At 72.5% G+C, this 22,874-nt stretch carries 18 protein-coding genes; 8 read left to right on the plus strand and 10 right to left on the minus strand.

The genetic code is table 11. From position 1 onward, the window contains the following. Positions 1-35: 35 nt before the first annotated feature. A complete protein-coding gene (locus ACQPZG_RS19710; RefSeq protein ID WP_433549472.1) occupies positions 36-1,610 on the minus strand; it encodes an AMP-binding protein in 1,575 nt (524 codons plus the stop codon). Positions 1,611-1,791: 181 nt separating this feature from the next. Between ACQPZG_RS19710 and ACQPZG_RS19715 the strand changes: the two genes are divergently transcribed. The 4 genes from ACQPZG_RS19715 to ACQPZG_RS19730 all read left to right on the plus strand — a co-directional run bounded on the left by ACQPZG_RS19715 (position 1,792) and on the right by ACQPZG_RS19730 (position 6,163). Continuing rightward, a complete protein-coding gene (locus tag ACQPZG_RS19715; RefSeq protein ID WP_433547049.1) occupies positions 1,792-2,997 on the plus strand; it encodes an amidohydrolase family protein in 1,206 nt (401 codons plus the stop codon). Beyond that, positions 2,997-4,139 carry an acyl-CoA dehydrogenase family protein gene (locus ACQPZG_RS19720; RefSeq protein WP_433547050.1) on the plus strand — a complete coding sequence of 381 codons (1,143 nt, stop codon included), beginning with the start codon at positions 2,997-2,999 and terminating at the stop codon, positions 4,137-4,139. The genes ACQPZG_RS19715 and ACQPZG_RS19720 overlap by 1 nt, the downstream gene beginning before the upstream one ends. A gap of 10 nt (positions 4,140-4,149) precedes the next feature. After that, entirely contained in the window at positions 4,150-5,061 is a 912-nt protein-coding gene (locus ACQPZG_RS19725) for an acyl-CoA dehydrogenase family protein (RefSeq protein ID WP_433547051.1), read from the plus strand. A gap of 493 nt (positions 5,062-5,554) precedes the next feature. Then, the gene (locus ACQPZG_RS19730; protein WP_433547052.1) at positions 5,555-6,163 is read left to right on the plus strand and encodes an ATP-binding protein; all 609 of its coding nucleotides are present in this window, start codon (positions 5,555-5,557) and stop codon (positions 6,161-6,163) included. A gap of 258 nt (positions 6,164-6,421) precedes the next feature. Here ACQPZG_RS19730 and ACQPZG_RS19735 read toward each other — a convergent pair whose 3' ends face one another. Then, positions 6,422-7,348: a cyclase family protein gene (locus ACQPZG_RS19735; RefSeq protein ID WP_433547053.1), complete on the minus strand. Its 927-nt coding sequence runs from the start codon at positions 7,346-7,348 to the stop codon at positions 6,422-6,424. 85 nt (positions 7,349-7,433) lie between these two features. On the opposite strand from ACQPZG_RS19735, the gene ACQPZG_RS19740 reads away from it, so the two are divergent. Further along, positions 7,434-8,390 (plus strand): SDR family oxidoreductase, encoded by a 957-nt coding sequence (locus ACQPZG_RS19740; protein WP_433549473.1) that lies wholly within the window; start codon positions 7,434-7,436, stop codon positions 8,388-8,390. 291 nt (positions 8,391-8,681) lie between these two features. Further along, positions 8,682-9,734 carry a Zn-dependent alcohol dehydrogenase gene (locus ACQPZG_RS19745; RefSeq protein ID WP_433547054.1) on the plus strand — a complete coding sequence of 351 codons (1,053 nt, stop codon included), beginning with the start codon at positions 8,682-8,684 and terminating at the stop codon, positions 9,732-9,734. A gap of 116 nt (positions 9,735-9,850) precedes the next feature. Here the strand turns inward: ACQPZG_RS19745 and ACQPZG_RS19750 are convergent, their stop codons facing one another. Next, a complete protein-coding gene (locus ACQPZG_RS19750; RefSeq protein WP_433547055.1) occupies positions 9,851-10,879 on the minus strand; it encodes a GlxA family transcriptional regulator in 1,029 nt (342 codons plus the stop codon). A gap of 532 nt (positions 10,880-11,411) precedes the next feature. Between ACQPZG_RS19750 and ACQPZG_RS19755 the strand changes: the two genes are divergently transcribed. After that, a complete protein-coding gene (locus tag ACQPZG_RS19755) occupies positions 11,412-12,686 on the plus strand; it encodes an MFS transporter (protein WP_433547056.1) in 1,275 nt (424 codons plus the stop codon). Between the two features lie 8 nt (positions 12,687-12,694). Here the strand turns inward: ACQPZG_RS19755 and ACQPZG_RS19760 are convergent, their stop codons facing one another. From ACQPZG_RS19760 to ACQPZG_RS19775, 4 genes are all read right to left on the minus strand, one after another. After that, the gene (locus ACQPZG_RS19760; protein WP_433547057.1) at positions 12,695-13,486 is read right to left on the minus strand and encodes a flavin reductase; all 792 of its coding nucleotides are present in this window, start codon (positions 13,484-13,486) and stop codon (positions 12,695-12,697) included. A gap of 169 nt (positions 13,487-13,655) precedes the next feature. Next, positions 13,656-14,600, minus strand: coding sequence for an enoyl-CoA hydratase/isomerase family protein (locus ACQPZG_RS19765; protein ID WP_433547058.1), 945 nt, complete (start codon positions 14,598-14,600; stop codon positions 13,656-13,658). A gap of 280 nt (positions 14,601-14,880) precedes the next feature. Continuing rightward, the gene (locus ACQPZG_RS19770) at positions 14,881-17,124 is read right to left on the minus strand and encodes an acetate--CoA ligase family protein (RefSeq protein ID WP_433547059.1); all 2,244 of its coding nucleotides are present in this window, start codon (positions 17,122-17,124) and stop codon (positions 14,881-14,883) included. A gap of 245 nt (positions 17,125-17,369) precedes the next feature. Then, positions 17,370-18,599, minus strand: a complete 1,230-nt coding sequence (locus tag ACQPZG_RS19775; protein WP_433547060.1) for a flavin-containing monooxygenase — start codon at positions 18,597-18,599, stop codon at positions 17,370-17,372. A gap of 395 nt (positions 18,600-18,994) precedes the next feature. Here ACQPZG_RS19775 and ACQPZG_RS19780 point away from each other — a divergent pair, with 395 nt between their 5' ends. Further along, positions 18,995-19,519 carry a Zn-ribbon domain-containing OB-fold protein gene (locus ACQPZG_RS19780; protein ID WP_433547061.1) on the plus strand — a complete coding sequence of 175 codons (525 nt, stop codon included), beginning with the start codon at positions 18,995-18,997 and terminating at the stop codon, positions 19,517-19,519. Here the strand turns inward: ACQPZG_RS19780 and ACQPZG_RS19785 are convergent. The 3 genes from ACQPZG_RS19785 to ACQPZG_RS19795 form a co-directional block, all read right to left on the minus strand. Continuing rightward, on the minus strand, positions 19,471-20,148 hold the full coding sequence (locus ACQPZG_RS19785) for a pyridoxine/pyridoxamine 5'-phosphate oxidase (protein ID WP_433547062.1): 678 nt from the start codon (positions 20,146-20,148) through the stop codon (positions 19,471-19,473). The two genes, ACQPZG_RS19780 and ACQPZG_RS19785, sit on opposite strands and share 49 nt — an antisense overlap. A gap of 560 nt (positions 20,149-20,708) precedes the next feature. Beyond that, positions 20,709-21,875, minus strand: a complete 1,167-nt coding sequence (locus tag ACQPZG_RS19790; RefSeq protein ID WP_433547063.1) for a thiolase C-terminal domain-containing protein — start codon at positions 21,873-21,875, stop codon at positions 20,709-20,711. A gap of 169 nt (positions 21,876-22,044) precedes the next feature. Next, positions 22,045-22,692, minus strand: a complete 648-nt coding sequence (locus ACQPZG_RS19795; RefSeq protein ID WP_433547064.1) for a TetR family transcriptional regulator — start codon at positions 22,690-22,692, stop codon at positions 22,045-22,047. Between the last annotated feature and the right edge of the window lie 182 nt (positions 22,693-22,874).

Consider the following 22,874-nt stretch of genomic DNA (forward strand, 5'->3'; position numbering starts at 1 on the left):
GCAGGGCGCCTCGTGCCGTGCGGGAGCGGTCCGGCTCAGCCGCCGAACCGCTCCCTCAGCCGGTACTTGAGCACCTTGCGCAGCGTCTCGTTCCTCGGCATCGCGTCGACCACCTCCAGCCGCTCGGGCAGCTTGTACGCGGCCAGTCCGGCCCCGCGCAGGTACGCCACGACGTCCGGCAGCGTCAGCTCCCCGTCCGGCCCGCGCAGTTCGACCACGGCGCACACCTGCTCCCCGCACGTCTCGTCGGGCAGTCCGATCACCGCCGCCTCGGCGACCGCGGGGTGGGCGTGCAGCAGGTCCTCGATCTCCTTCGCGGAGACGTTCTCGCCCTTGCGGATGATGACGTCCTTGAGCCGCCCGGTCAGCACCAGGTGCCCCGACGCCGTCAGGTGCCCCAGGTCGCCGGTGAGCAGGTACCCGTCCTGGTCGAATGCGCCGGCCGCGCCCGAAGCCTCCGCCCCCAAATATCCCTGGCAGACCGCCTCTCCGCGCAGCCGTATCTCGCCGTCGACCCCGGGCGGCACGGGCCGGCCCCCGGGATCGGTGACGCGGACCGACATGCCCTCCGGGGGCCGGCCCTCCGTGGTGGCCAGGTGGTGCGGGGTGTCGTCCGGCGAGTTCATCGTGATCATGGGCACCTCGGTCATCCCGTACCCGTGGGTGAGGGCGCACCCCAACTCCCGTACGACGGCGTGGTACAGCTCCGGCGGTTTCGGCGCGCCTCCGCCCGCGAGCAGCCGGAGCGTGGGGATCACCGGCCGGCCCGGCTGTTTGCGCTGTTCGGCCAGGAACATCGAGTAGAACGCCGTGGAGCCGCCCGCCACGGTCACCCGGTGGCGGCGATATTCGGCCAAAGACTCCGGCAGCCGGAAGTGCTCGAAGAGGACCGCGGGAAAGCCGTACAGCAGCAGCATCACCAGGTAGTCGGGGCCGCCGATGTGCGCGTACGGGAAGGCGATCGACCCGACGTCGTCCGCGCGCAGCCGCAGCGCGTGCGCCAGGCACGACCCGCCCGCCAGGAGGGACCGGTCGGTGTGCAGCACGCCGCGGGGAGCGGCGGTCGTCCCCGACGTCCAGTAGATCCACCGTACGGACGTGCCGTCGGCCGGAGCGGGCGGCAGCAGCCCGGGATCCGCGTCCGGCAGGGCGTCGTACACGTCGAGCACGAGGAGGGTGCGGGGCAGGTCCGGTGCGAGGCGGTGGGCCATCGCGGCGTGGTCGAAACCCCGCCGGTGACCGGGCACCGCGAAGCAGTCGGCCCCGGCCTCGCGCAGCGCGAAGCCCACTTCGCGGTCGCGGAGGAAGGGGATCAGGGGCGACTGCACGGCCCCCAGGCGGGCCAGTGCGAGGGAGAGGAGCACCGTCTCGATCCGGGTCGGCAACTGCCACGCGACCACGCTCCCGGCCCTCACCCCCCGCTCGTACAGTCCGGCGGCGGCCCGCTCGGCACGGGTGCGCAGCGCGCCGAAGGTGAGGGTGCGTTCCCCCTGGAGGAGCACCGGCCGGTCGGGGGTGAGCGCGGCCCGGCGCACCACCAGCTCCCAGAGGGTGCGGGACGTGCCGAGGGTGCGCGGGGTCTCCGGGGGCGGGGCGCCCGGGTGCGGCACGTACGGGGGCGGGGTGTGCGGTGCGCTCACGGGCTTCCCCTTCGACTGCCGACGCGACCTGACGGCCAGTCAGATCCACGGCCGAGGGTAGGGCGGCGCGCCTTGTCGGTCCAGGGGTGCGCCGCTAGCCTCGGTTCTGACGGGTCATCAGATACAAGGACCACCCGAAAGGGAACGCCGGATGGAACTGCCCCGGATCATCAGCGTCGACGACCACGTGATCGAGCCCCCGCACCTGTTCTCCACCTGGCTCCCCGCGAAGTACCGCGCCCGCGGCCCGCAGCCCCTCACCGCGGGAATCGGCGAACTGGCCTACCGGGGCGGCAAGTACGTCATCACCATGGACCCGGAGGGGCCGCCGACCGACTGGTGGGTCTACGAGGACCTCAAGTTCCCGTACAAGCGCAACATCGCCGCCGTCGGCTTCGACCGCGACGAGATGACCCTTGAGGGCATCACCCGCGCCGAGATGCGCAAGGGCTGCTGGGACCCGGCCGAACGCCTCAAGGACATGGACCTCAACCACGTCGAGGGCTCGCTGTGCTTCCCCACCTTCCCGCGCTTCTGCGGCCAGACCTTCGCCGAGGCGCACGACAAGGAGGTCGCGCTGGCCTGCGTGCGCGCGTACAACGACTGGATGGTCGAGGAGTGGTGCGGCGACAGCGGCGGCAGGCTGATCCCCCTGTGCCTCGTCCCCCTCTGGGACATCGGCCTCGCGGTGGCCGAGATCCGGCGCAACGCGGCACGCGGGGTGCGCGCCGTGACCTTCTCCGAGATCCCCACCCACCTCGGGCTCCCCTCCATCCACTCCGGTTACTGGGACCCCTTCTTCGCGGTGTGCGAGGAGACGCAGACGGTCGTCAACATGCACATCGGCAGCAGCTCCCAGATGCCCGCCGCTTCCCCCGACGCCCCGCCCGCCGTCCAGGCCGCCCTGTCCTTCAACAACGCGATGGCCTCGATGATGGACTTCCTCTTCTCCGGGGTCCTGGTGAGGTTCCCGCAGCTCAGACTCGCCTACAGCGAGGGCCAGATGGGCTGGATACCGTACGCGCTGGAACGCGCCGACGACGTGTGGGAGGAGCACCGCGCCTGGGGCGGCGTCAAGGACCTGATCCCCGAACCGCCCTCCACCTACTACTACCGGCAGATCTTCTGCTGCTTCTTCCGCGACAAGCACGGCATCGCCTCGCTCGACGTCGTCGGCCGCGACAACGCCACCTTCGAGACCGACTACCCGCACGTCGACTCGACCTTCCCGCACACCAAGGAGGTCGCCCTCGACCACGTCAGGGGCCTCGACGACGAGACGGTCCACAAGCTGATGCGCGGCAACGCCATCCGGATGCTCGGCCTCGACCTGGACAAGGAGCGGCGAGCCGGCTGATGGACCTCACGTACACGCCCCAGGAGGAGCGGTTCCGGGCGGAGCTGCGCAGCTGGCTGGCGCGCGTCCTGCCCTCGCTGCCGGAGCGGCCCGACCCGCTCGACTGGCCCGCCAGACGCGCGTACGACACCGGCTGGCAGCGGATGCTGCACGACGCCGGGTACGCCGGCCTCCCGCACACGGCGACCCCCACCCAGCACCTCATCTTCCTGGAGGAGACCGAACGTGCCGGCGCCCCCTACGTCGGCGCCAACTTCGTCGGGCTGCTGCACGCGGGCCCCACGATCGCCGCCGAGGGAACCCCCGAGCAGCGGGCCCGCTGGCTGCCGCCGATCCTGCGCGGCGACGAGGTGTGGTGCCAGGGCTTCAGCGAACCCGAGGCCGGCTCCGACCTGGCGTCCCTGCGCACCCGGGCGGTCCGCGACGGCGACCACTACGTGGTCACTGGCTCCAAGACCTGGACCTCGCACGCCGAGGTCGCCGACTGGTGCGAGCTCCTGGTCCGCACCGCGCCCGTCGCCCCGGGCACGCCGAAGCACAAGGGCATCAGCTGGCTCGCGCTGCCGATGGACGCACCAGGGGTGACCGTACGGCCGCTGCGCACGCTCGCCGGCACCGCCGAGTTCGCCGAGGTGTTCCTCGACGAGGTGCGCGTCCCCGTCGGCAACCGCGTCGGCGCGGAGAACGACGGCTGGCGCGTCACCCTGGTCACCCTCTCCTTCGAACGCGGCACCGCCTTCGCCGGCGAGGTCGTCGCCTGCCGCCGCACGCTCGCCGCCCTCGCCCGGACGGCCCGCGCGAACGGCCGCTGGGACGACCCGGTGCTGCGCCGCCGGCTGGGCCGGCTGCACGCGGACCTCACCGTCCTGTGGCGGCTCGTCCAGTGGAACGTCAGTGCGGCCCAGCACACCGGCGGCGTCCCCGGCGCGGGCGGCTCCGTCTTCAAGCTGCGCTACTCGCACGCCCGCCAGGAGCTGTACGACACGGCCGCCGAGGTCCTGGGCCCCGGGTCGCTGGACCTCGACCACGAGTGGGCCGCCGACCGCCTGACCTCCCTCTCGTACACCATCGCCGCGGGCACCTCCCAGATCCAGCGGAACATCGTCGCCGAGCGCCTCCTCGGCCTCCCGAAGGGCCGGTGAAGCGACTCCCGTGGACTTCCGGCCGACCGACGACCAGCGCGCCCTGCGAGCAGGGGCACGGGAACTGCTCGACCGGCGCTTCGACCGCGAGGCACTGCGCGCCGCCGCCGGCCGCGGCGGACGTCTGGACCGGTCCCTGTGGCGCGCGCTCGGTGCAGCGGGCTTCTTCGCGCTGCGCCTGCCCGAAGCGGAGGGCGGGGCCGGCCTGGGCCTGGCCGAAGCGGTCCTGCTCTTCGAGGAGGCGGGCCGCGCGCTGCTGCCCGGCCCCCTGGTGGACACCCATCTCGCGGCCGGGGAGGTGAAGGGGGCCGCGGAGGGGGAGGCGGTGGTCACCGCCCCGTACGGGCCGCTGGTGGCCCACCTCGCGGACGCGGACGTCGTACGGGGCGTGGACCCGCCCGGACGGGCGGACGCCCGGCCGATCCGCTCGGTGGACCCGCTCACCCCGCTGCACCGCCTGCCGCCGGACGTCCGAAGCCCCGCACCCCCGGAGCCGGAGGCGGTCCTCCTCACCGCCGCCGAACAGTGCGGAAGTGCGGGCCGCACGGTCGACCTCGCGGTCCAACACGCTCGCACACGGACACAGTTCGGGCAGCCGGTCGGCGCATTCCAAGCAGTGCAGCACCTGTGCGCCGGGATGCTGGTGCGGGCCGAGCTCGCCCGGACCGCCGTGTACGCCGCAGCCGTCACCGGGGCGCACGCCGAGATCACGGCCGCGAAGCTGCTCGCCGACGAAGCGGCGCAGGACAACGCCCGCGACTGCCTCCAGGTGTGCGGCGGCACGGGCTTCACCTGGGAGTCCGACGTACACCTGCACCTGAAGCGAGCATGGGTGCGGGCCGGGCGGGGGCCGACGAGGGCGCGGGCGGAGGAGGAGCTGGCGGCCGATCTGCTCGCCGGCGCGGACCGGTGGGACGGCTGAGGACCACCACGACGGGCCCGCTGATCAGGTGTGATCGGCCGCTTCGGGAGCAACCGGACCAAACGGAACGGCGGTTCGGTCCGGTGGGCAAAGGTAGCGGCAGAAGAGGTCACCCTGCGTCGATATCGGGTTGTGTCCTTCTCAGGAGTCGTCACGGGCAGGAGTCGGGCCCCGGCTCGGGTACGCTCCGCAGATGCGAGTGGTGGTGGAGCGGGGTCTTCCCGGTGCGGTCTGTATGGCGGCTCCGGACCGGGCGACGCGCTGCGAGAGCACCGCTGCTCGCGTCGGACGGTCGCGCCACAAGCGCTCACGTTCGACTCTCCGCAGCGTGCGTCGCACAGTATGCAGGACGCGTACTCCTTCGCGCTGGAATATGCCTGAAGCGCTTGTTGCGGTGACGATGCGTCAACCATGCTGTCTCGCAAGGGAATCACGTTCCGTGACCCTGAGGAGACACGAGGCGTTGTGTCCGCCGGTTCGGATGGTGTGAGCGGTGCAGGTGCTTCAGATGCAGTTGGAGGTCGGGGCCGACCCCGCGGAGGTGGGGCGGGCCCGTAGATGGGCGCGGTCCCGGCTGGCCGGGGCAGGCATAGCGGTCGACGAGTCGCTCGCCGAGACGCTGATCCTGCTCATTTCCGAGCTGGTGACCAACGCGGTCGTGCACACGGGCTGTCCTGCCGTGCTGCGGATGCTCTTCCCCGGGGACGAGGCGGACGCGGCCGACGGCGACTCCGGTTCCGTCCGTGCGGAGCCGGGGGCGGGCCCGGCGCCCTGTCCGGGCCCGGGTGCCGGCTCCGGTCCGGTTCCGGCAGCAGGGGCCGGACCGGAGGCGGTGTCCTGCGGCGGCACGGTGCGGGTGGAGGTCGCGGACGTCAGCGCGTGCCCGCCCCGGCCGCGGCACGCCGAGGGTGACGACACCAACGGGCGCGGCCTGGAACTGGTCGACGGACTCGCCGACCGGTGGGGCTGGCAGGTCGAGGGCGCAGGCAAACGGATCTGGTGCGAGGTGGACCGTCGGACCGAGCCTGCCGGAGGGGCGCTCGCGGACCACCCCGAGGCCGGGCTGTACGAGCCGTCGTGCGCCGTCACCCACCTGGCGTGACGGGCACGGCGCCGACCCGGTGTTGACGCGGGGTGGCGGCCTGATCACCCTGGGGTGAGCGATTCGCCGCGAGGGGACGCCGAGGTACGACCCGGTTCCCGGACGGCCGGCGTAACCCGGCCCTCGGCGAAGGCGGGTCGGTAGGAGCGGTGGGCCGTCGCACTGGCGCGACGGCCTCCGTCAGCGATCGTAACGGACCGGTCGCGTCGGCCCCCGCCGACGGATGCCGATCGCTCCGGTACGGATTCCGGCTCCTGTCTAGAGGATCGCGACCGGCGCGACCGGCGTCCCCGTGCCGCCGACGAACGGCTCCGGCATCGCCGACAGCAGGAACGCGTACCGCCGCTCCTGCGCGCAGACCTCCGACAGCTCCTCCAGGTTCCAGTTCTGGCCCTGGAGCATGCCCATCTCGACCAGGTGCAGGGCGTGCACCGGCAGCCAGAGGTCCTCGATCTCCGGCGGGACGATTTCGAAGGTGAGGGTGTCGTTCGCGACGGCGGCGGCCTCGCGGGCGTGGAACCACTCGGGCGTCCGGACGGAGAGGCCGGGCGACGGGTATCCGTACGCGTGCTTGTCCCCGCCCAGGTACACCCGCATCTGCCCGGTCCGCACGAGCACCACATCGCCCGAGCGGACCCTGACCGAGGCGAACTCCTCGGCGGCTTCCAGGTCGTGGGGCGTCACGGCATGGCCGCCCGGCAGCCGGTCGACCCCGTGCGCCCGTGCCACGTCCAGCAGCACCGCGCGCGAGACGACGTGCCGGACCTTGTCGATGCCGCTGAACGCGGCGCGGGCGTGCGCGGTGACGGTGTCCGCGGACCGGCCGTTGTAGATCTTCCCCGAGTGCGAGGCGTGCGTGAGGGCGTCCCAGTGGGTGGCCGCCTGGAGCCCCATGGTCACGACGTCGTCGCTGGTGGCGACGGTGCCGGGGCCGAACAGCTCCTGGTTGATCTGCACCATCGAGTGCAGCGGGTTCACCCGTCCCGGAATCATGCCCGTCTGGACGCCGTCCTGCTGGAGGGGCAGCGCCAGCGGGACGCGCCGGCCGCTGCGGACGGTGCGGGCGGCCTCCCGTACGACCTCGTCCGTGACGAGGTTGAGCGTCCCGATCTCGTCGTCGGTGCCCCAACGCCCCCAGTTGTTCACGCGCTTGGCGATGTCGTGGAACTCGGCGGGCAGCGTCATGACGAAGCCTCCTGGGGCTTGTGCCGGGGCGGCGCACGGGCCGTAAAATCTAACGGTCCGTCAGAAACCTTGGGAAGGCGTGATGATGGGGAACTTCTTGGCCGGCAAGGTCATAGCGGTGACCGGCGCGGGGCGCGGGATCGGACGGGCGGTGGCGACGGCGTGCGCGGCGGAGGGCGCACGGGTGATCGTCAACGACTACGGGGTGTCGACGACGGGCGCGCGGCCGACGAGCGAGGTCGCCCGGGAGGTGGTCGAGCAGATCGAGTCGGGCGGCGGAGAGGCGGTCGCCGTCGCCGACGACATCTCCACCATGGCGGGCGGCCAGCGGGTCGTCGACGTCGCGCAGACCGCCTTCGGGCGTCTCGACGGAGTCGTCTGCGTGGCCGGGATCCTGCGCGAGCGCATGCTGTTCAACATGTCCGAGGAGGAGTGGGACGCGGTCGTCGCCACCCACCTCAAGGGCACCTTCACCGTCTTCCGCGCGGCGTCGTCCGTGATGCGCGCCCAGGGTTCCGGGACCCTGATCGGCTTCACCAGCGGCAATCACCAGGGCAGCGTCTCGCAGGCGAACTACAGCGCCGCCAAGGGCGGCATCATCTCGCTCGTCCGCAGCGCGGCGCTCGGCCTGCACAAGTACGGGGTCACGGCGAACGCGGTGGCGCCGGTGGCACGTACCCGCATGTCGGCGGACGTCCCCATGGAGCTCAAGGAGATCGGCGAGCCGGAGGACGTCGCCGCCCTCGTCGTCTACCTCCTGTCCGAGCACGCCCGCGCGAACGGCATCACCGGGCAGGTCTACACGGTGGCCGGCCCGAAGATCGCGGTCTGGGCCCAGCCGAGGGAACTGCGGGCTGCGTACGCGCAGGCGGGCTCCTGGACCCCGGAGACCCTCGCCGACTTCCTGCCGGGGACGGTGGGCATGGACCCGATGCCGATGCTGGCGCGCCTGGAGGAGATGCGCGAGGCAGCCGGCCGGGGCGCCCGCCCGAACGCGGGAAGCGCACGGGGCCCGGCAGGCTCACGGGAAGAGGACCGATAACCCGCGACCCGCCGTCCAAGAGCCCGGAGGCAGCAGGCCGCCGGCAGCACTCACCCACCCACCCACCTGCCCGCACCGCCCGCACCGTACCGCCCGCACCGTACCGCCCGCACCGCCCGCACTGCACCGCCCGCACCGCCCGCACTGCACCGCCCGCACCGCCCGCACTGCACCGCCCGCACCGCCCGCACTGCACCGCCCGCACCGCCCGCACTGCACCGCCCGCACCGCCCGCACTGCACCGCCCGCACCGCACCGCCCGCACCGCACGCATCCACCGAGGGAGCCCCCATGCGCGGCGTCATCTTCGACGGCACACACCCGCAGGTCGTCGACGACCTGGACCTCCGGCCCCCGGCCCCCGGCGAGGTCCAGGTCGCGGTCGCCGCCGCCGGCCTCTGCCACAGCGACCTCTCCGTCCTGGACGGCACCATCCCCTTCCCCACACCCCTGGTCCTGGGCCACGAGGGCGCCGGTGTGGTCGAAGCCGTCGGCGAGGGCGTCGCGCACGTCGCCCCCGGCGACCACGTGGCCCTCTCCACCCTGGCCGCCTGCGGCGCCTGCCCCCAGTGCGACCGGGGCCGCCCCACGATGTGCCGCAAGGCCATCGGCATGCCCGGCCGGCCGTTCTCGCGCGCAGGCGCCCCCCTCCACCAGTTCGCCGCCAGCTCCTCCTTCGCGGAACGCACGCTGGTGAAGGCCGTCCAGGCGGTCAGGATCCCGCCGGACGTCCCCCTGGCCTCCGCCGCGCTCCTGGGCTGCGCGGTGGTCACGGGCGTCGGCGCGGTCCTCAATCGTGCCAGGGTCGCCCTCGGCGAGAGCGTCGTCGTGCTGGGCGCCGGCGGCATCGGCCTCAACGTCATCCAGGGCGCCCGTATCGCCGGTGCCTCCACGATCGTCGCCGTCGACACCAACCCCGCCAAGGAGGGCGCCGCGCGGCTCTTCGGCGCGACCCACTTCCTGCCTTCCGCGGACGCCGTGCGCGACGGCGTCCTGCCCAGCGGCGCCGACCACGTCTTCGAATGCGTCGGCCGGACCGAGCTCGTCCGCAAGGCCGTCGACCTCCTCGACCGACACGGCCAGGCCGTGCTCCTCGGTGTGACGGCCCCGGCCGAGGAGGCGACGTTCCTGCCCGCCGCGATGTTCCTGGACAAGTCCATACTCGGCTGCCGCTACGGTTCGTCCCGCCCGCAGCGGGACATCCCCCTGTACGCGGAGCTGTACCTCCGGGGGCGGTTGCTGCTCGACGAGTTGGTGACCGGGACGTACCCGGTGGAGGACTTCGCGAAGGCGGCCGACGACACGCGCCACGGCAGGGTGGCACGCGCCGTCCTCACCTTCTGACGCTCGGGCAACGGTGAGGCGGATGGAGCTGCTACAGCTGTCGCCCCGTCAACGCTGCTTTGTCCGGCCGCCGGAGAGGTCTTGATCACGACGACCCCGAGCGACGGGGCTCGCGGCTAAGCGCGCGGAAGCGCCTGCCCGGGGGCGGTGCGGAAGGTGCGGCGATAGACCGTCGGCGGGACGCCGAGCGCGGTCTGAAGGTGCTGGCGCATCGACTGGGCGGTGCCGAAACCGGCTTCCCGGGCCACCTGGTCGATCGACAGGTCGCTGGACTCCAGCAGATGGCGTGCGCGTTCCACCCGCTGCTGGGCCAGCCACTGTCCGGGGCTGACGCCGGCCTCCTCGCGGAAGCGACGCGTGAACGTCCTTACGGACATCGCCTCCTGCTCCGCCATGTCGCGCAGTTGGATGGGCTCGTGCAGGCGGCCCAGCGCCCACGCGCGGGCCGTCGTCGTCGTGGCCAGTTGCGGTTCCGGGACCGGACGTCGGACGTACTGGGACTGCCCGCCGTCACGGTGCGGCGGCACGACGCTCCGCCGGGCCACGTCGTTCGCCACCGCCGCCCCGAAGTCCCGCCGCACCATGTGCACGCACAGGTCGATGCCTGCGGCGACGCCCGCCGAGGTGAGGACGTCGCCCTCGTCCACGTACAGCACTTCCGGGTCGACGTGGACGGCGGGGAAGAGGCGTTGGAAGGTCTCCGCCCAGTGCCAGTGCGTGGTGGCGCGGCGGCCGTCGAGGTAGCCGGCCGCCGCGAGGACGAACCCGCCGGTGCAGATGGACGCCATCCGGGTGCCGGGGCGTACGTGCCGGAAGAGGTCGGCGAGCTCGTCGGGGAGCAGGCCCTCCTGGTGCAGTGAAGCGGGCTCGTACGCGGCCGGGATCATCACCGTGTCGGCGGTGGCGAGCACCTCCGGCCCGTGCTCGACGAGCAGCTTGAAGTCCGCCTGTGTGGATACCAGTTGGCCGGGTCGGGTGCCGAAGGTGGTGACCTCGTAGAGGGGTGAGCCGTCGGCGGCGTAGGAGCGGCCGAAGATCCGGTGCGGGATGCCCAGCTCGAACGGGATGACCTCGGGCAGGGCGAGGACGGCGACCCGGTGCGGAGCCTGCCGTGGACGCGCGGAGGAGTGGGGCGCGGAACGCATGGCCCGATCGTAGCGAATGCTGTCCTTCGGGCCACTCGTTCGGGGCGGCCGGGGTCCGGAAGCTGGGGTCGTGACTCAGACGACACCACCCGCCCAGCCCACAGACCCCCAGCCCACAGACCCCCAGCCCACGGACCCCCAGCCCACGGACCCCCAGCCCACGGACCCCCGGCTCACGGACCCCCGGCTCACGGATCCCCGGCTCACGGGGCCCGCGCCTACGGGGCCTGCGCTCACGGGGGCTGCGCCTACGGGGGCTGCGCGCGTGGGGCCTGTGCCTACGGGGGCTGTGCCTACGGGGCCTGCGCGCGTGGGGCCTGTGCCTACGGGGGCTGTGCCTACGGGGCCTGCGCGCGTGGGGCCTGTGCCTACGGGGCCTGCGCTCACGGGGACGTCATGCGGCGTCGCCGTGCCTCCGGGGGAGTTGCCCGGTGAGGCGCCGAGTGAGCCGCGTGGTGCCGGTGTGCCCGGCAGGGTGCCGCCCAGTGACGCTGTGCCCCTCGGTGCTGCGCCCGGTGATGTGCGGGGCGATGTGCCCGGTGGTCGTGGCGGGTTCCGCAAGCGGCCCCGTGTTCACCGGGCCTGGTTCGTCGCGGTCGTCGCCTTCGTGACGATCATCGGCGCGGCGGGCTTCGCTTCGCTTCCGGGCCTGCTCATCGAGCCGTTGCACAGCGAATTCGGCTGGTCGCGCGGCACGATCGGGTTCGCGGTCTCGGTCAACCTGGCGCTGTACGGGCTGACCGCACCCTTCGCCGCCGCGCTGATGGACCGGTTCGGCATCCGGCGGGTGGTCGCCTGCGCGCTGACGGTCATCGCGGTCGGCTCCGCGCTGACGGTCACCATGACCGAGGCATGGCAACTGGTGCTGTTCTGGGGCGTGCTGGTGGGCCTGGGAAGCGGCTCGATGGCGCTCGCCTTCGCGGCGACGGTCACCAACCGGTGGTTCGTGGCCCGTCGGGGGCTGGTCACCGGAATCCTCACGGCGGCGGGCGCGTCCGGGCAACTCGTCTTCCTGCCCCTGCTGGCCTGGCTGATGAAGGACCACGGATGGCGGCCCGCCTCGATCACCGTCGCGCTCGCCGCCCTGGTCGTCGTCCCGTTCGTATGGCTGCTGTTGCGCGACCACCCGGCGGACGTCGGCCTGGCGCCCTACGGGTCACCGGACTTCGTGCCCAAGCCGCCGCCCGTTCCGGGAGCTGCCCGGCGCGCGGTCACCGTCCTCTTCTCGGCCGCGCGCACGGGCCCGTTCTGGCTGCTCGCCGGAACCTTCGCGATCTGCGGCGCGTCCACGAACGGACTGGTCAAGACGCACTTCGTGCCCGCCGCGCACGACCACGGCATGCCGGTCACCGCAGCGGCCGGACTGCTCGCCGTCATCGGTGTCTTCGACATCATCGGCACGATCGCGTCCGGCTGGTTCACCGACCGCTTCGAGCCCCGCCGCCTGCTGGCCGTCTACTACGCCCTGCGCGGCATCTCGCTCCTCTTCCTCCCCATACTCCTCGCGCCCACCGTCAACACCCCGATGATCTTCTTCATCGTCTTCTACGGCCTGGACTGGGTGGCCACCGTCCCGCCCACCATCGCCCTGTGCCGCGAGTACTTCGGTGCGGACAGTGCGATCGTCTTCGGCTGGGTGCTCGCGTCGCACCAGGTGGGAGCGGCCCTGGTCGCCTTCCTCGGCGGCCTGGCCCGTGACGTGTTCGGGGCGTACGACGTGGTCTGGTACGCCTCGGGCGCACTGTGCGCGGCGGCGGCGCTGATGGCCCTGATCATCCGGAGGCCGACCGTGAAGCCGGCTGCGTGAGGGACGCCTCACCCGCCGAGGGTGGCGAACGCCCCCCGGTGGAAGAGCAAGGGCGCGCCCCCGGCATCGTCCGCGGGCAGCGCGTCGAGCGCTTCGACGCGGCCCACCACGATCAGGTGGTCACCACCGGTGTGCACGGTCTGGATCGTGCAGTCGATCCAGGCCGGTACTCCGGCCAGCCGCGGCGACCCGGTCACCGGGGCAGCGTCGTACTCGACGCCCGCGAACTTGTCCGTACCGCTGCGGGCGAAGGCAAGGCACAGCTCGCCCTGGTGCGCGCCCAGGACGTTGACGCAGAAGACCCCGGCGCGGGCGATACGGGGCCAGGTCGTCGACGTGCGGGCCACCGTGAAGACGACCAGCGGCGGGTCGAGCGACAAGGACGCGAAGGACTGGCAGGCGAACCCGGCGGGCGGTTCGCCGTCCGGCCCGGACGCTTCCGATGCCTGCGAGGGCGCCGGCGCGGTGCTTTGTGGTGCGGTGCTTTGTGGTGCGGTGCATTCCGGTGTCGGGCTTTCCGGACGAGCACCGTCCGGCGCGGTGCTTCCCGGTGCCGTGCTTCCCGGTGGGGCACTGCTCGCGGAGGTGCTCCCCGGCGAGGTGACAACGGTGACGCCGCTCGCGAAGTTCCCGAGTACGCGCCGGAATTCGGTCGGATCAAGCGGAGGCCGTTCGTCCGGGCGTACGGCCCGCAGCTCGGGGCGCGGCAGCGCGTCCACCGTGCGCGGCTCGGCAACCGTCGCGGCGCCGACGGACCTGAGGTAACGAACGGCGGTGGCCGCCATCCCTGCGTGTCCCATCACACCGTCCATTGAAGCTGACGGCCCGTCAGAAGAGAAGCGGGCGGACCGCCCGCGACGCCCTTGCCTCACAGCCCCGTGTCACACCCGCAGCGTCATGCGCACAGGGCCATGCCCACGACGTCACGCTCTTGGGAGGCGGGTTAGGGCGGGGGCGGCCGGAAGACGTTCACAGTCCGCGATAGCGCGGAGTGCGGCGTTCCGCGAAGCTCGATACGCCCTCGTGCGCGTCGGCGGTGGTCATGTTGATCTCCTGGGCGGCTGCTTCGGCGGCCAGTGACGTGGCGCGGTCCGCGTCGAGGGAGGCGTTGACGAGCTGCTTGGTGAGGGCGAGGGCGCGGGTCGGGCCGGTGGCGAGGCGCTCCGCCCAAGCGCGTGCCGTCTTCTCCAGCTCTTGCGGTGGGACGACGCGGTTGACCAGACCCAGACGTTCCGCTTCGACCGCCGGGAGTGCGTCCCCGAAGAACATCAGCTCCTTCGCGCGTTGCGGGCCGATGAGGCGCGGCAGGAGATAGGCGCCACCGCCGTCCGGGACCAGCCCGCGGCGTACGAAGACCTCGATGAACGTGGCGCCTTCGGCGGCGAGGACGAGGTCGCAGGCGAGGGCGAGATGGGCCCCCAGGCCGGCCGCCGTGCCGTTGACGGCGGCGATCACCGGCTTCTCGCAGTCGAGCACGGCGGTGATCAGGCGCTGGGCGCCGAGGCGGATCGTCCGGGCGACGTCGCCGGGGACCCGAAGGGTATGGGGATTGCTGGAGGTGCCAGGGGTACGGGGGGCGCTGGAGGTATGGAGGGTGCCGGAGGTACCAGGAGCGCTGAGAATTCCAGAGGTACTGGAGGTGGCCGAGGTGCCCGGGGTGCCGCTTCTTCGCAGGTCGGCTCCGGCGCAGAAGCCCTTGCCCGTCCCGGTGAGGACAACGGCGCGGACGGCGGGGTCGGCGGAGGCTTCGAGGAGAAGCGAGATGATGCGTTCGCGCAGGTCAGGGGTGAGGGAGTTCATCGCGCCGGGGCGATTGAGGGTGATCCAGGAGACCCCGTTGTCAGTGGCGTGGAGTATCAATTGAGGCACGGAAAGTGACGGGGATTCCGAGGGGTCTACGGGGGAGGAAGTCATGGACGCAGGGCTCCAGTCGAGGGAGTGGTGCAGGGGGACGACGGCGGCCGTGAGGCCGGTCGTGTGGGTGAGGGCGAGGGCGGTCGCGGCGGCAGGTGCGGCACGGCGGGTGCGTGCGGGGCCGTCGGCGGTGGTGTGGCCGTTGCCCGGTCGGTGGCCGGGGGCGGGGGTTTGGCTGTGGTGGGGGCGTCGACCGTCGCTGCGCGCGTACCTGCGGAGGGGGGCGTGGCCGTGGGCGGGTGGGCGGCGGGTGCGTACGGGGTCGTCGGTGGCGACGCGCTCAGCGGCAGATCGCCAGGGCGTCCAGGGCCACGGCGCCCTGGCCGCGCGGCAGGACCATCAGGGGGTTGATGTCCAGTTCGGACAGGGTGTCGCCGAGTTCGAGGGCCATGCGCTGGATCCGGAGGATCACCTCCACGAGGGCGTCCACGTCGGCCGGGGGCGCCCCCCGGACACCTTCCAGCAGCGGGTGTCCGCGCAGTTCCGTGAGCATCGCGCGCGCGTCGGGCTCACCGAACGGCGGCACCCGTACCGTCGCGTCCCCGAGCACTTCCACGAGTACGCCGCCGAGCCCGACGGTGACGGTCGGACCGAAGAGCGCGTCGTGCCCCATCCCGACGACCATCTCCACGCCACGTTCGATCATCTGGCAGACGAGGACGCCGTCGAGCCCGACGCCCTCGTAGGCGGCGATGTCGGTCAGCTCCCGGTACGCGTCCCGCACCTGGCTCGCGGAGGTCAACCCGACCTTGACGAGGCCCAGTTCCGTCTTGTGGACGAGCTGCCTGCCGGATGCCTTCATGACAACCGGGTAGCCGACCTGCGCGGCCGACCGGACGGCCGCCGCCGCGCTCGTCACCAACTGCTCGCGCGGCACCCTGATCCCGTATGCCCGCAGCAACTGCTTCGCGGCGTGCTCGCTCAACTGCTCGCCGGGGCGCATCAGCGCCTGTGCCTTCCGGAAGGAGGGCGACGGGGTGCGCGGCGCGTCGTCGAAGGGCGACTGGTAGCCACGGACGAACCGGTGGTGGTCGAGGTAGGCCCGTACGGCGGTGACGCAGTTGCCGAACGTACGGAAGGTGGCGAGCCGGGAGGACCCCAGCAGGGTCTCGCGGTAGGCGGCCTCGGTTCCGACCGGCGAGCCCCACACCACGCAGATCAGCTTGTCCGTCGTCTCGGCAGCCTCCGCCAGGTCCCGGGCCAACCTGTCGCTCATCGGCGGGAAGGGCCCGGTGATCGGGCAGATCAGCACCCCCACCGCCGGATCGGCGAGGATCGCGTCGATGATCTTCCGTCCCCGCCAGTCGCCGGCCGGGTGGCCGCCGTTGTCGACGGGGTTCACGACGCTCAGGTGGTCCGGTATCCAGGTGTGCAGCTCGGCCTGCTTGGCGGCGGACAGCGCCGGCAGGCGGAGCCCCGCCGCCGTCGCCAGGTCCGCGAAGTGCGCGCCCGTTCCGCCCGAGATCGAATACACGGCGACCCCGTCGGCGGTCGGCCGCTGGGCGCGGGCCAGCAGGGTGGCGGTGTCCTGCAACTCGTCCAGTCCGTCCACCCGGATCACGCCGTACTGCCGCATCGCCGCGTCCACCACGTCGTCCGCGCCGGTCAGCTTCCCGGTGTGTGAGGCGGCGGTGCGGGCCCCGGTCTCGGTGCGCCCGACCTTGACGGCGACCACGGGGACCTTGTTGCGGGCGGCGCGGTCGGCGGCGAGGAGGAAGGAGCGGCCGTCCTTCAGGCCCTCGATGTAGGCGGCGATCGCCCCGACCTCGGGACGGGAGGAGAAGTAGGAGATGAAGTCGGCGGTTTCCAGGTCGGCCTCGTTGCCCGTCGGAGCCCAGTGCGACAGCCGTATGCCGATCTGCTGAAGGGAGAAGACAGGCCGCCCTTGGTGGCCGGACTGGGTGATCAGAGCGATGGCGGGACCTTCGAGGTCGTTCCGGAACTCCTCGAAGGCGTTGAGGTTGGTGTTCGGGCCCAGGAGACGCAACCCGGAGTCGGTGGCCGCGACGGCGGCGGCCAGGCGGGCCTGGGCGGCGGCCCCCTCCGCTCCGGTCTCGGCGAAACCGGAGGCGAAGGTCACGGCGAACCTGACCTTGCAGTCGGCGAGTTCGCCGACGAGCGGAAGGGGGTCCTTGACCAGTAGTACAGCGAGATCCACCGGCTCGGGAAGAGCGGAGAGGGAGGGTGCGCAGGGCAGGCCGAAGACGGACTCACGGGTGGGGTGTACCGGGTGCAGGCGGGCCCCGACGCGTTCGGCCCACGAGAGGAGCTGACGCGTGATGCCGGTGTTCGGGCGGCCCTCGGTGTCGGACGCGCCGACGACGGCGACGGACTCCGGCCGGAACAGGCGGTCCAGGTCGGGGACCGGGGCGTGCAGTGGGCGCCCGCTGACGTCCAGGTCGCCGGGGGTGGCGGTGGCGTGCGGAGCGGAACCGTGGACGGCGGCCGACCAGGATTCGTCGCCGCAGGCGACGACGCGAGTGCGGAGGCCGGAGGTGAGGGTGCCGTGCGTAGATCCAAGCATCGCTGAGCCCGCTCCTGCTCGTTGACCGGCAAGTCGAATCACTGACGCTCTGTCAGATTACTTAATTGACGGTCTGTCAGGAACAGTGCGGGACGCACGGGTTCGGTCGCACCTGCTGTGTGTGGAGTGTGCCCGTCACGAAGCCGGGAATTCGGCGCGAGGCGGGCGGGTTTCGGCCGGGGTTGCCGGAGGGGGTTCGGGGCGGGGTTGCCGGAGGGGGTCGGGCTGGGGTTGCCGGACGGGGTTCAGGTCCGGTTCCGCGCGGGTGGATTCTGGGTGCGGGTGCGGGTGTGGCTTCGTTGCACGCTCCGGGCGATGCGGTCCGCGTCGCGGGCCATCTCGCGGAGCATGCCGGAGATCGGGTTGGTGAAGCCCGTGAAGTGGAGGCCCGGGGCCTCGGGTGAGGTGCGGGCGCCGTGCACGGTGGGGCGGCCCCGGTCGTCCAGGACGCCGAGGTGACCGACCAGGCCCTCCAGGGCCCGACGGTAGCCGGTGGCGGCGACCACGACCTCCGGGGCGAGCAGGGTGCCGTCGTCGAGGACGGCCTCGCCGGTCGCGGGGTCGAAGGCGGTCAGAGCGGCGACGGGCTCGACCCTGCCCGCGCGGACCGCTGCGACGAGTCCCACGTCCTGCACGGGAATCGCGCCCTCACGGACCCGGGTGTAGACGCCGCCGGTGGCGCGGGGGAGCCCGTGGGCGGAGAGGTCGGGGACGGAGACGCGGACCAGCACGTCACCTATCCGGTCCACCAAGCCGGCCGGGAGGCGGCGCACCAGGACGGCGGTGCGCTGGGCGGGCCAGCCCGCCGTGGTGCGGCGCAGGATGTAGGGAGGGGTGCGGACGGCCAGGCGTACCCGGGACGCCCCGCCCTCGGCGAGGTCGACGGCGATGTCCGCGCCCGTGTTGCCTGTCCCGACGACCAGCACGTCCTTGCCGCGGTAGGGGGCGGGGTCGCGGTAGGCGGCGGCGTGGATCAGCTCGCCCGGGTAGGCGCTGCGACCGGGCCACTCGGGCAGGTGGGGCGTGTGGTTGTAGCCGGTGGCGACGACGACCGCCGCCCCGGTCAGCTCCCGCCCGCCGCTCGCGTGCAGCACCCAGCCGGTGCCGTCCGCGGCCGGGTCGACGCGGGCCACCTCGACACCCGTGACGATCTCCAGCTCGTGGTGCTCGGCGTACTTCTCCAGGTAGCGGACCACGTCGTCGCGCGACACCCAGCGCCCGAACGACCGAGGCATCCTGAGCCCCGGCAGGGCGGAGAGTGCGCGGGTGGTGTGCAGCTGGAGGCAGGCGTAGTGGTTCCGCCAGGAGGTGCCCACCTGGTCCGACTTCTCCAGCACGACGGCCCGTACGCCACGGGCGCGGAGCGCCGCCGCCGTCGCCAGGCCGCCCGGTCCGCCGCCGATGACGTACACGGGACGGTCGTTCGTGGTGGTGATCGCGGAAGCGGCCGGAGGGCGGGGGGAGTTGGGAGGCATGAGTGGTGAGGGTATCGGCGCTGCCGTGCGGTGGGTCTCGGGCGAGGGGGGAATCGGTTGCGAATTGATCACGCGGCGTCGTGGTGGCGGCGTACGGGCGGGACGAGGCGGGGTGCGCCCGTTGCGCACGACTGCCGCATCGGGCGGGCGTACGAGGCGGGGTGCGCCCCTTGCGCACGACTGCCGTATCCGCTCAACTGACCTACCGTCAGGAGAATGCGGGAAGGCAGAGGAGCGGAGGCTCATGCAGGCGTTCGTGGTCCTCGACCGGGCCGAGCAGGGCAGAACGCGATGACGGCGCCGATCTCCGTCGTCGCACTGCTCGCGACGGCCTGGCAGCTGCTCGCGACGGCCTGGCAGACCTGCTCCTCTGCCGCCGCGAATGGACTGTTCCCGTGACGGCGACCCCTGCGGCGGACGCCGCGACCCCCGACATCGACGCCTTCACCCGCCCGTACTGGACGGCCGCCGCAGAAGGCCGCCTGCTCGTCCGGCGCTGCGCGAGCTGTTCCCTCGCGCACCACTACCCGCGGGAGTTCTGTCCGTACTGCTGGAGCGAGGACGTGCGGTGGGAGCGGGCGAGCGGGCGCGCCGTCCTCTACACCTGGTCCGTCGTGCACCGCAACGACCTGCCCCCGTTCGGCGAGCGCGTGCCGTACGTTGCCGCCGTCGTCGACCTGGCGGAAGGGCCCCGCATGATGACGGAGATCGTGGACTGCGTGACGGGGGAGCTGTGGGTGGGGGCGGAGCTGGAGGTGTGTTTCCGGACGGGTGAGGGGATCGTTCGGGGCCCGGACCACGGGGCCCCGCCGGAGTACGCGGTGCCGGTGTTCCGGTGGCGCGGGCCGTCCGCCGTCCCGGCCGGCGATGCTCACGGCCACAGCAACTCGCGTACCCACGAATCGCCTTCGCGCCGGTAACGCAGTCGTACGTGCTGCCGCCTCTCGTCGCCCTGGAAGAACTCGACCTCCGTGGCGGCCAGGACGTACAGCGTCCAGGTCGGGGCGAGTGCGGTCGGTTCGGACTGCGCGCGGGACCAAGCGGCCTGTGACGCGGCTTGCAACTCGGCGCGTGAGGAGAGGACTTCGCTCATACGGCCGGTGAGGGCGGCGGCCAGCGCTCCCGTCGAGCGGGCGTGCAGATCCGCTGCGGCGGCCTCCGGTGTGCCGGAGCTGACCTGTCCCTCGACGCGGACCTGGCGGCCCAGGGCCTGCCAGTAGAAGCCGAGCGCGGCGTCCGGGCGGGCGGCGAGGTCGCGTCCCTTGCGGCTGGTGGCGTGGGTACCGAAGTGCCAGCCTTCGTCGTCGGCGTCGTGGAGCATGACCGTGCGGACGGAGGGGCGACCGTCCGCGTCGGCGGTGGCGAGGCTCATCGTGTGGGGTTCCGGCTGGCCTGCCTCGGCGGCTTCGTGGAGCCAGGCGCGGAACAGGGGAAGAGGGGTCGTGGGGGCGGTCTGCGGGTCGAGGGCCGGGAGGTGGACGCCGTCCCAGACGCGGAGTGAGTGGAGCAGAGCACGGAAGTCGCGGGAGGCTTCGTCGTCGTTGGTCATGGGGCGATTGTGCCGTCGGAGCGGGTGCGACGGGGGCGACGGTGCGAAGGGGGCGACGGCGTGACGGGACCGGCGCCACCGCGCGGGATCTGCCGGGCCGTGTGCGCTCGGTGTGCGATGGTGGCGCGCGGCCACCGCGTGGGGTCCGCCGGGCCGTGTGCGCTCGGTGTGCGATGGTGCCGCGCGGCCACCGCGCGGGATCTGCCGGGCCGCCTGCGCTCGGTGTGCGATGGTGGCGCGCGGCCACCGCGTGGGGTCCGCCGGGCCGCCTGCGACCAGCATGTGCGGGTGGTGCGCGCGGCCACGGTGTGTGGTCCGCCGGTCTGCCTGCGCCCGGCAGGGGATGGTGGTGCGCGGCCACCGCACGAGGGCCGCCGGGCCGCCTGCACCCGGCAAGCGCACATGGCGCACCGCCTCCCGGGCACGGTGTGTGTACCGCCTGCCGGGCGCGGCGTACGTACCGCCTCCCGGGCACGGCGTGCGCACTCCCTGCCGGGCACTGCCTGCGCCGCACCGCTTCGTTCCTGTGCCGGTGCGTCCGGCTGCGACGATTCGGGTGGTCAGCGGCCCAGCAGCACCGTCGCCGACGAGCAGAACCAGCCGCCGGTGCCCGAGACGGAAGCGATCTCCGGCAGGCGGCCCCCCGCCTTGCGGACCTGGCCCTCGCCCGCCTCGCCCCGCAGCTGCCTGACCGCTTCGACGAGAAGGAACAGCCCGCGCATTCCGGGGTGGCAGGCGGAGAGGCCGCCGCCGTCCGTGTTCACGGGGAGTTCGCCGTTCCGCAGCAGGCGGCCCTTCTCCACGAAGGCCCCGCCCTCGCCCTTCGCGCAGAACCCGAGGTCTTCGAGCGTCACCAGGGTCATGTAGGTGAAGGCGTCGTATATCTCGGCGATGTCCACATCGGCGGGCGTCAGGCCCGCCCGCTCGTAGGCGATCCGGCCGCTGGTCGCCGCCGGGGAGGTCGTGAAGTCCTCCCACTGCGACATGGCGGTGTGGGAGACGGCGGAGCCCGCTCCCAGGACCCACACCGGGGTCTTCGCCGTGTCGGGCACGTACTCCTCCGCGACCAGCAGCACCGCGCAGCCGCCGTCGCTGCGCACGCAGCAGTGCAACGTGGTGAAGGGGTCGGCGATCATCGGCCCCCCGAGAACGTCGTCCACGGTGATCGGGTCACGGAACATGGCGTCCGGGTTCGTGGCCGCGTTCGCCCGCGCCTGGACGGCGACCGAGGCGAGCTGTTCCAGGGTCGTCCCGTACTCGTGCATGTGCCGACGGGCGGCCATCGCGTACTTGGCGACCAGGGTGTGACCGTACGGCACCTCGAACTGGAGGGGGCCCCGGCCGCCGAAGGAGAGGTTGGCGGTGCGTCGGCCCGCCCTGACGTCGGCGCGGGCGGTGGATCCGTACACGAGGAGTACGGCACGCGCGTGACCTGCGGCGATGGCGTCCACCGCGTGGGCGGCCATGACCTCCCAGGTGGCACCGCCGACCGAGGTCGAGTCCACCCACCGGGGTCTGAGGCCGAGGTACTCCGCGACCTCGACCGGTGCGAGCGTGCCGAGCCCGGCCGAGGCGAAGCCGTCGATCACCGACCGGTCGAGGCCCGAGTCGGCGAGCGCACGGCGGGCGGCCTGCGCGTGCAGGGCGTACGGCGTGACTGCGTCCACCCGGCCGCAGTCGGAGAGAGCGACACCGACGACGGCGGCTTTGCGAGCGGCGGCGGTCATGTCTCTGACGGTACATCAGGTGCGCAACCATGGCAGAGGGTAAGTGGATTGAGGCGGACGCGTACGCCTGTGACGTGGACCCGGCCCCCGGGAACGCCGATGGCGGACCACAGGGGTGTGGTCCGCCATCGGGTGACAGGACTTCGTGGGGGTTCGTCCGGTACGGGTGCTACTTGGTGGGCTTCTTGCCGGTGATGCCCAGGTGTACCAACTGCGCCAGATTCGGCCGTAGTTCGGACTGCTTGACACCCCAGGTGGTGAAGCCCTTCTGGTGGGAGGCCACGGCAGCGAGCATGGCGACCAGTGAACCGGCCATCGCCGCCGGGCTGATGTCCTTGTCCACCTTGCCCTTCGCCTGGAGCTCCTTCACCGATTCCGTGAGGGAGTTGGTGACGGAGTTCAGGATCTTCATGCGGATCTTGTAGAACCGCTTGTCGCCCTCGGCCGCACCGAGGTCGACGACCCGCAGGATCGCGTCGTGCCGGCGCCAGAAGTCGAGGAAGCCGTCCACCAGCTCCTCGGAGGTGGCCCACCCCGCCTTCCCGACCCAGGAGCGACCGGCGACCAGGTCGGTCAACCCCGCACCCTCCTTGGCCATTTCCTCCGCGATCTCAAGGACGGCGCCCTCGACGTCGGGGAAGTACTGGTAGAAGGTCGCGGGCGAAGTCCCGGCCTTGCGGGCCACGTCGATGACTTTGACGTCCCGATAGGGGGACGAGCTGAGCATTTCACTGAGGCAGTCGAGCAGCTTCTGCCGCGTCGCCTGACCGCGTCGACCGGCCACGCGGCCGTCGACGGTGCGTACTTGTCCTGTCATGCCGTCAGCTTACCGAGGGGTGATCGGAGCGCGATTCGACGAGTGCAAATGGGTTTCCGGCCAGAGTTGGCGTGGTGGGCGGCCGGTTGTGAGCGGTGCGTGGGGTCGAGGGCGGGGGCGGGGGCGGCCTGGGACGGGCGTGCTACCGGATGGCGGTACGTGAGGCGGCGCCCGGAGCCCTA

It is taken from the genome of Streptomyces sp. CA-294286, from assembly GCF_050947155.1.
Taxonomy (GTDB): Bacteria; Actinomycetota; Actinomycetes; order Streptomycetales; family Streptomycetaceae; genus Streptomyces.

Excerpts from the sequence above, each read along its gene's own strand:
- ACQPZG_RS19765 (WP_433547058.1), bottom strand. The coding sequence starts at position 14,600 with ATGACTTCCTCCCCCGTAGACCCCTCGGAATCCCCGTCACTTTCCGTG.
- ACQPZG_RS19775 (WP_433547060.1), bottom strand. The coding sequence starts at position 18,599 with ATGCCTCCCAACTCCCCCCGCCCTCCGGCCGCTTCCGCGATCACCACC.
- ACQPZG_RS19745 (WP_433547054.1), top strand. The coding sequence starts at position 8,682 with ATGCGCGGCGTCATCTTCGACGGCACACACCCGCAGGTCGTCGACGAC.
- ACQPZG_RS19735 (WP_433547053.1), bottom strand. The coding sequence starts at position 7,348 with ATGACGCTGCCCGCCGAGTTCCACGACATCGCCAAGCGCGTGAACAAC.
- ACQPZG_RS19785 (WP_433547062.1), bottom strand. The coding sequence starts at position 20,148 with ATGACCAACGACGACGAAGCCTCCCGCGACTTCCGTGCTCTGCTCCAC.
- ACQPZG_RS19740 (WP_433549473.1), top strand. The coding sequence starts at position 7,434 with ATGGGGAACTTCTTGGCCGGCAAGGTCATAGCGGTGACCGGCGCGGGG.
- ACQPZG_RS19750 (WP_433547055.1), bottom strand. The coding sequence starts at position 10,879 with ATGCGTTCCGCGCCCCACTCCTCCGCGCGTCCACGGCAGGCTCCGCAC.
- ACQPZG_RS19790 (WP_433547063.1), bottom strand. The coding sequence starts at position 21,875 with ATGACCGCCGCCGCTCGCAAAGCCGCCGTCGTCGGTGTCGCTCTCTCC.
- ACQPZG_RS19715 (WP_433547049.1), top strand. The coding sequence starts at position 1,792 with ATGGAACTGCCCCGGATCATCAGCGTCGACGACCACGTGATCGAGCCC.
- ACQPZG_RS19795 (WP_433547064.1), bottom strand. The coding sequence starts at position 22,692 with ATGACAGGACAAGTACGCACCGTCGACGGCCGCGTGGCCGGTCGACGC.
- ACQPZG_RS19770 (WP_433547059.1), bottom strand. The coding sequence starts at position 17,124 with ATGCTTGGATCTACGCACGGCACCCTCACCTCCGGCCTCCGCACTCGC.
- ACQPZG_RS19760 (WP_433547057.1), bottom strand. The coding sequence starts at position 13,486 with ATGGGACACGCAGGGATGGCGGCCACCGCCGTTCGTTACCTCAGGTCC.
- ACQPZG_RS19720 (WP_433547050.1), top strand. The coding sequence starts at position 2,997 with ATGGACCTCACGTACACGCCCCAGGAGGAGCGGTTCCGGGCGGAGCTG.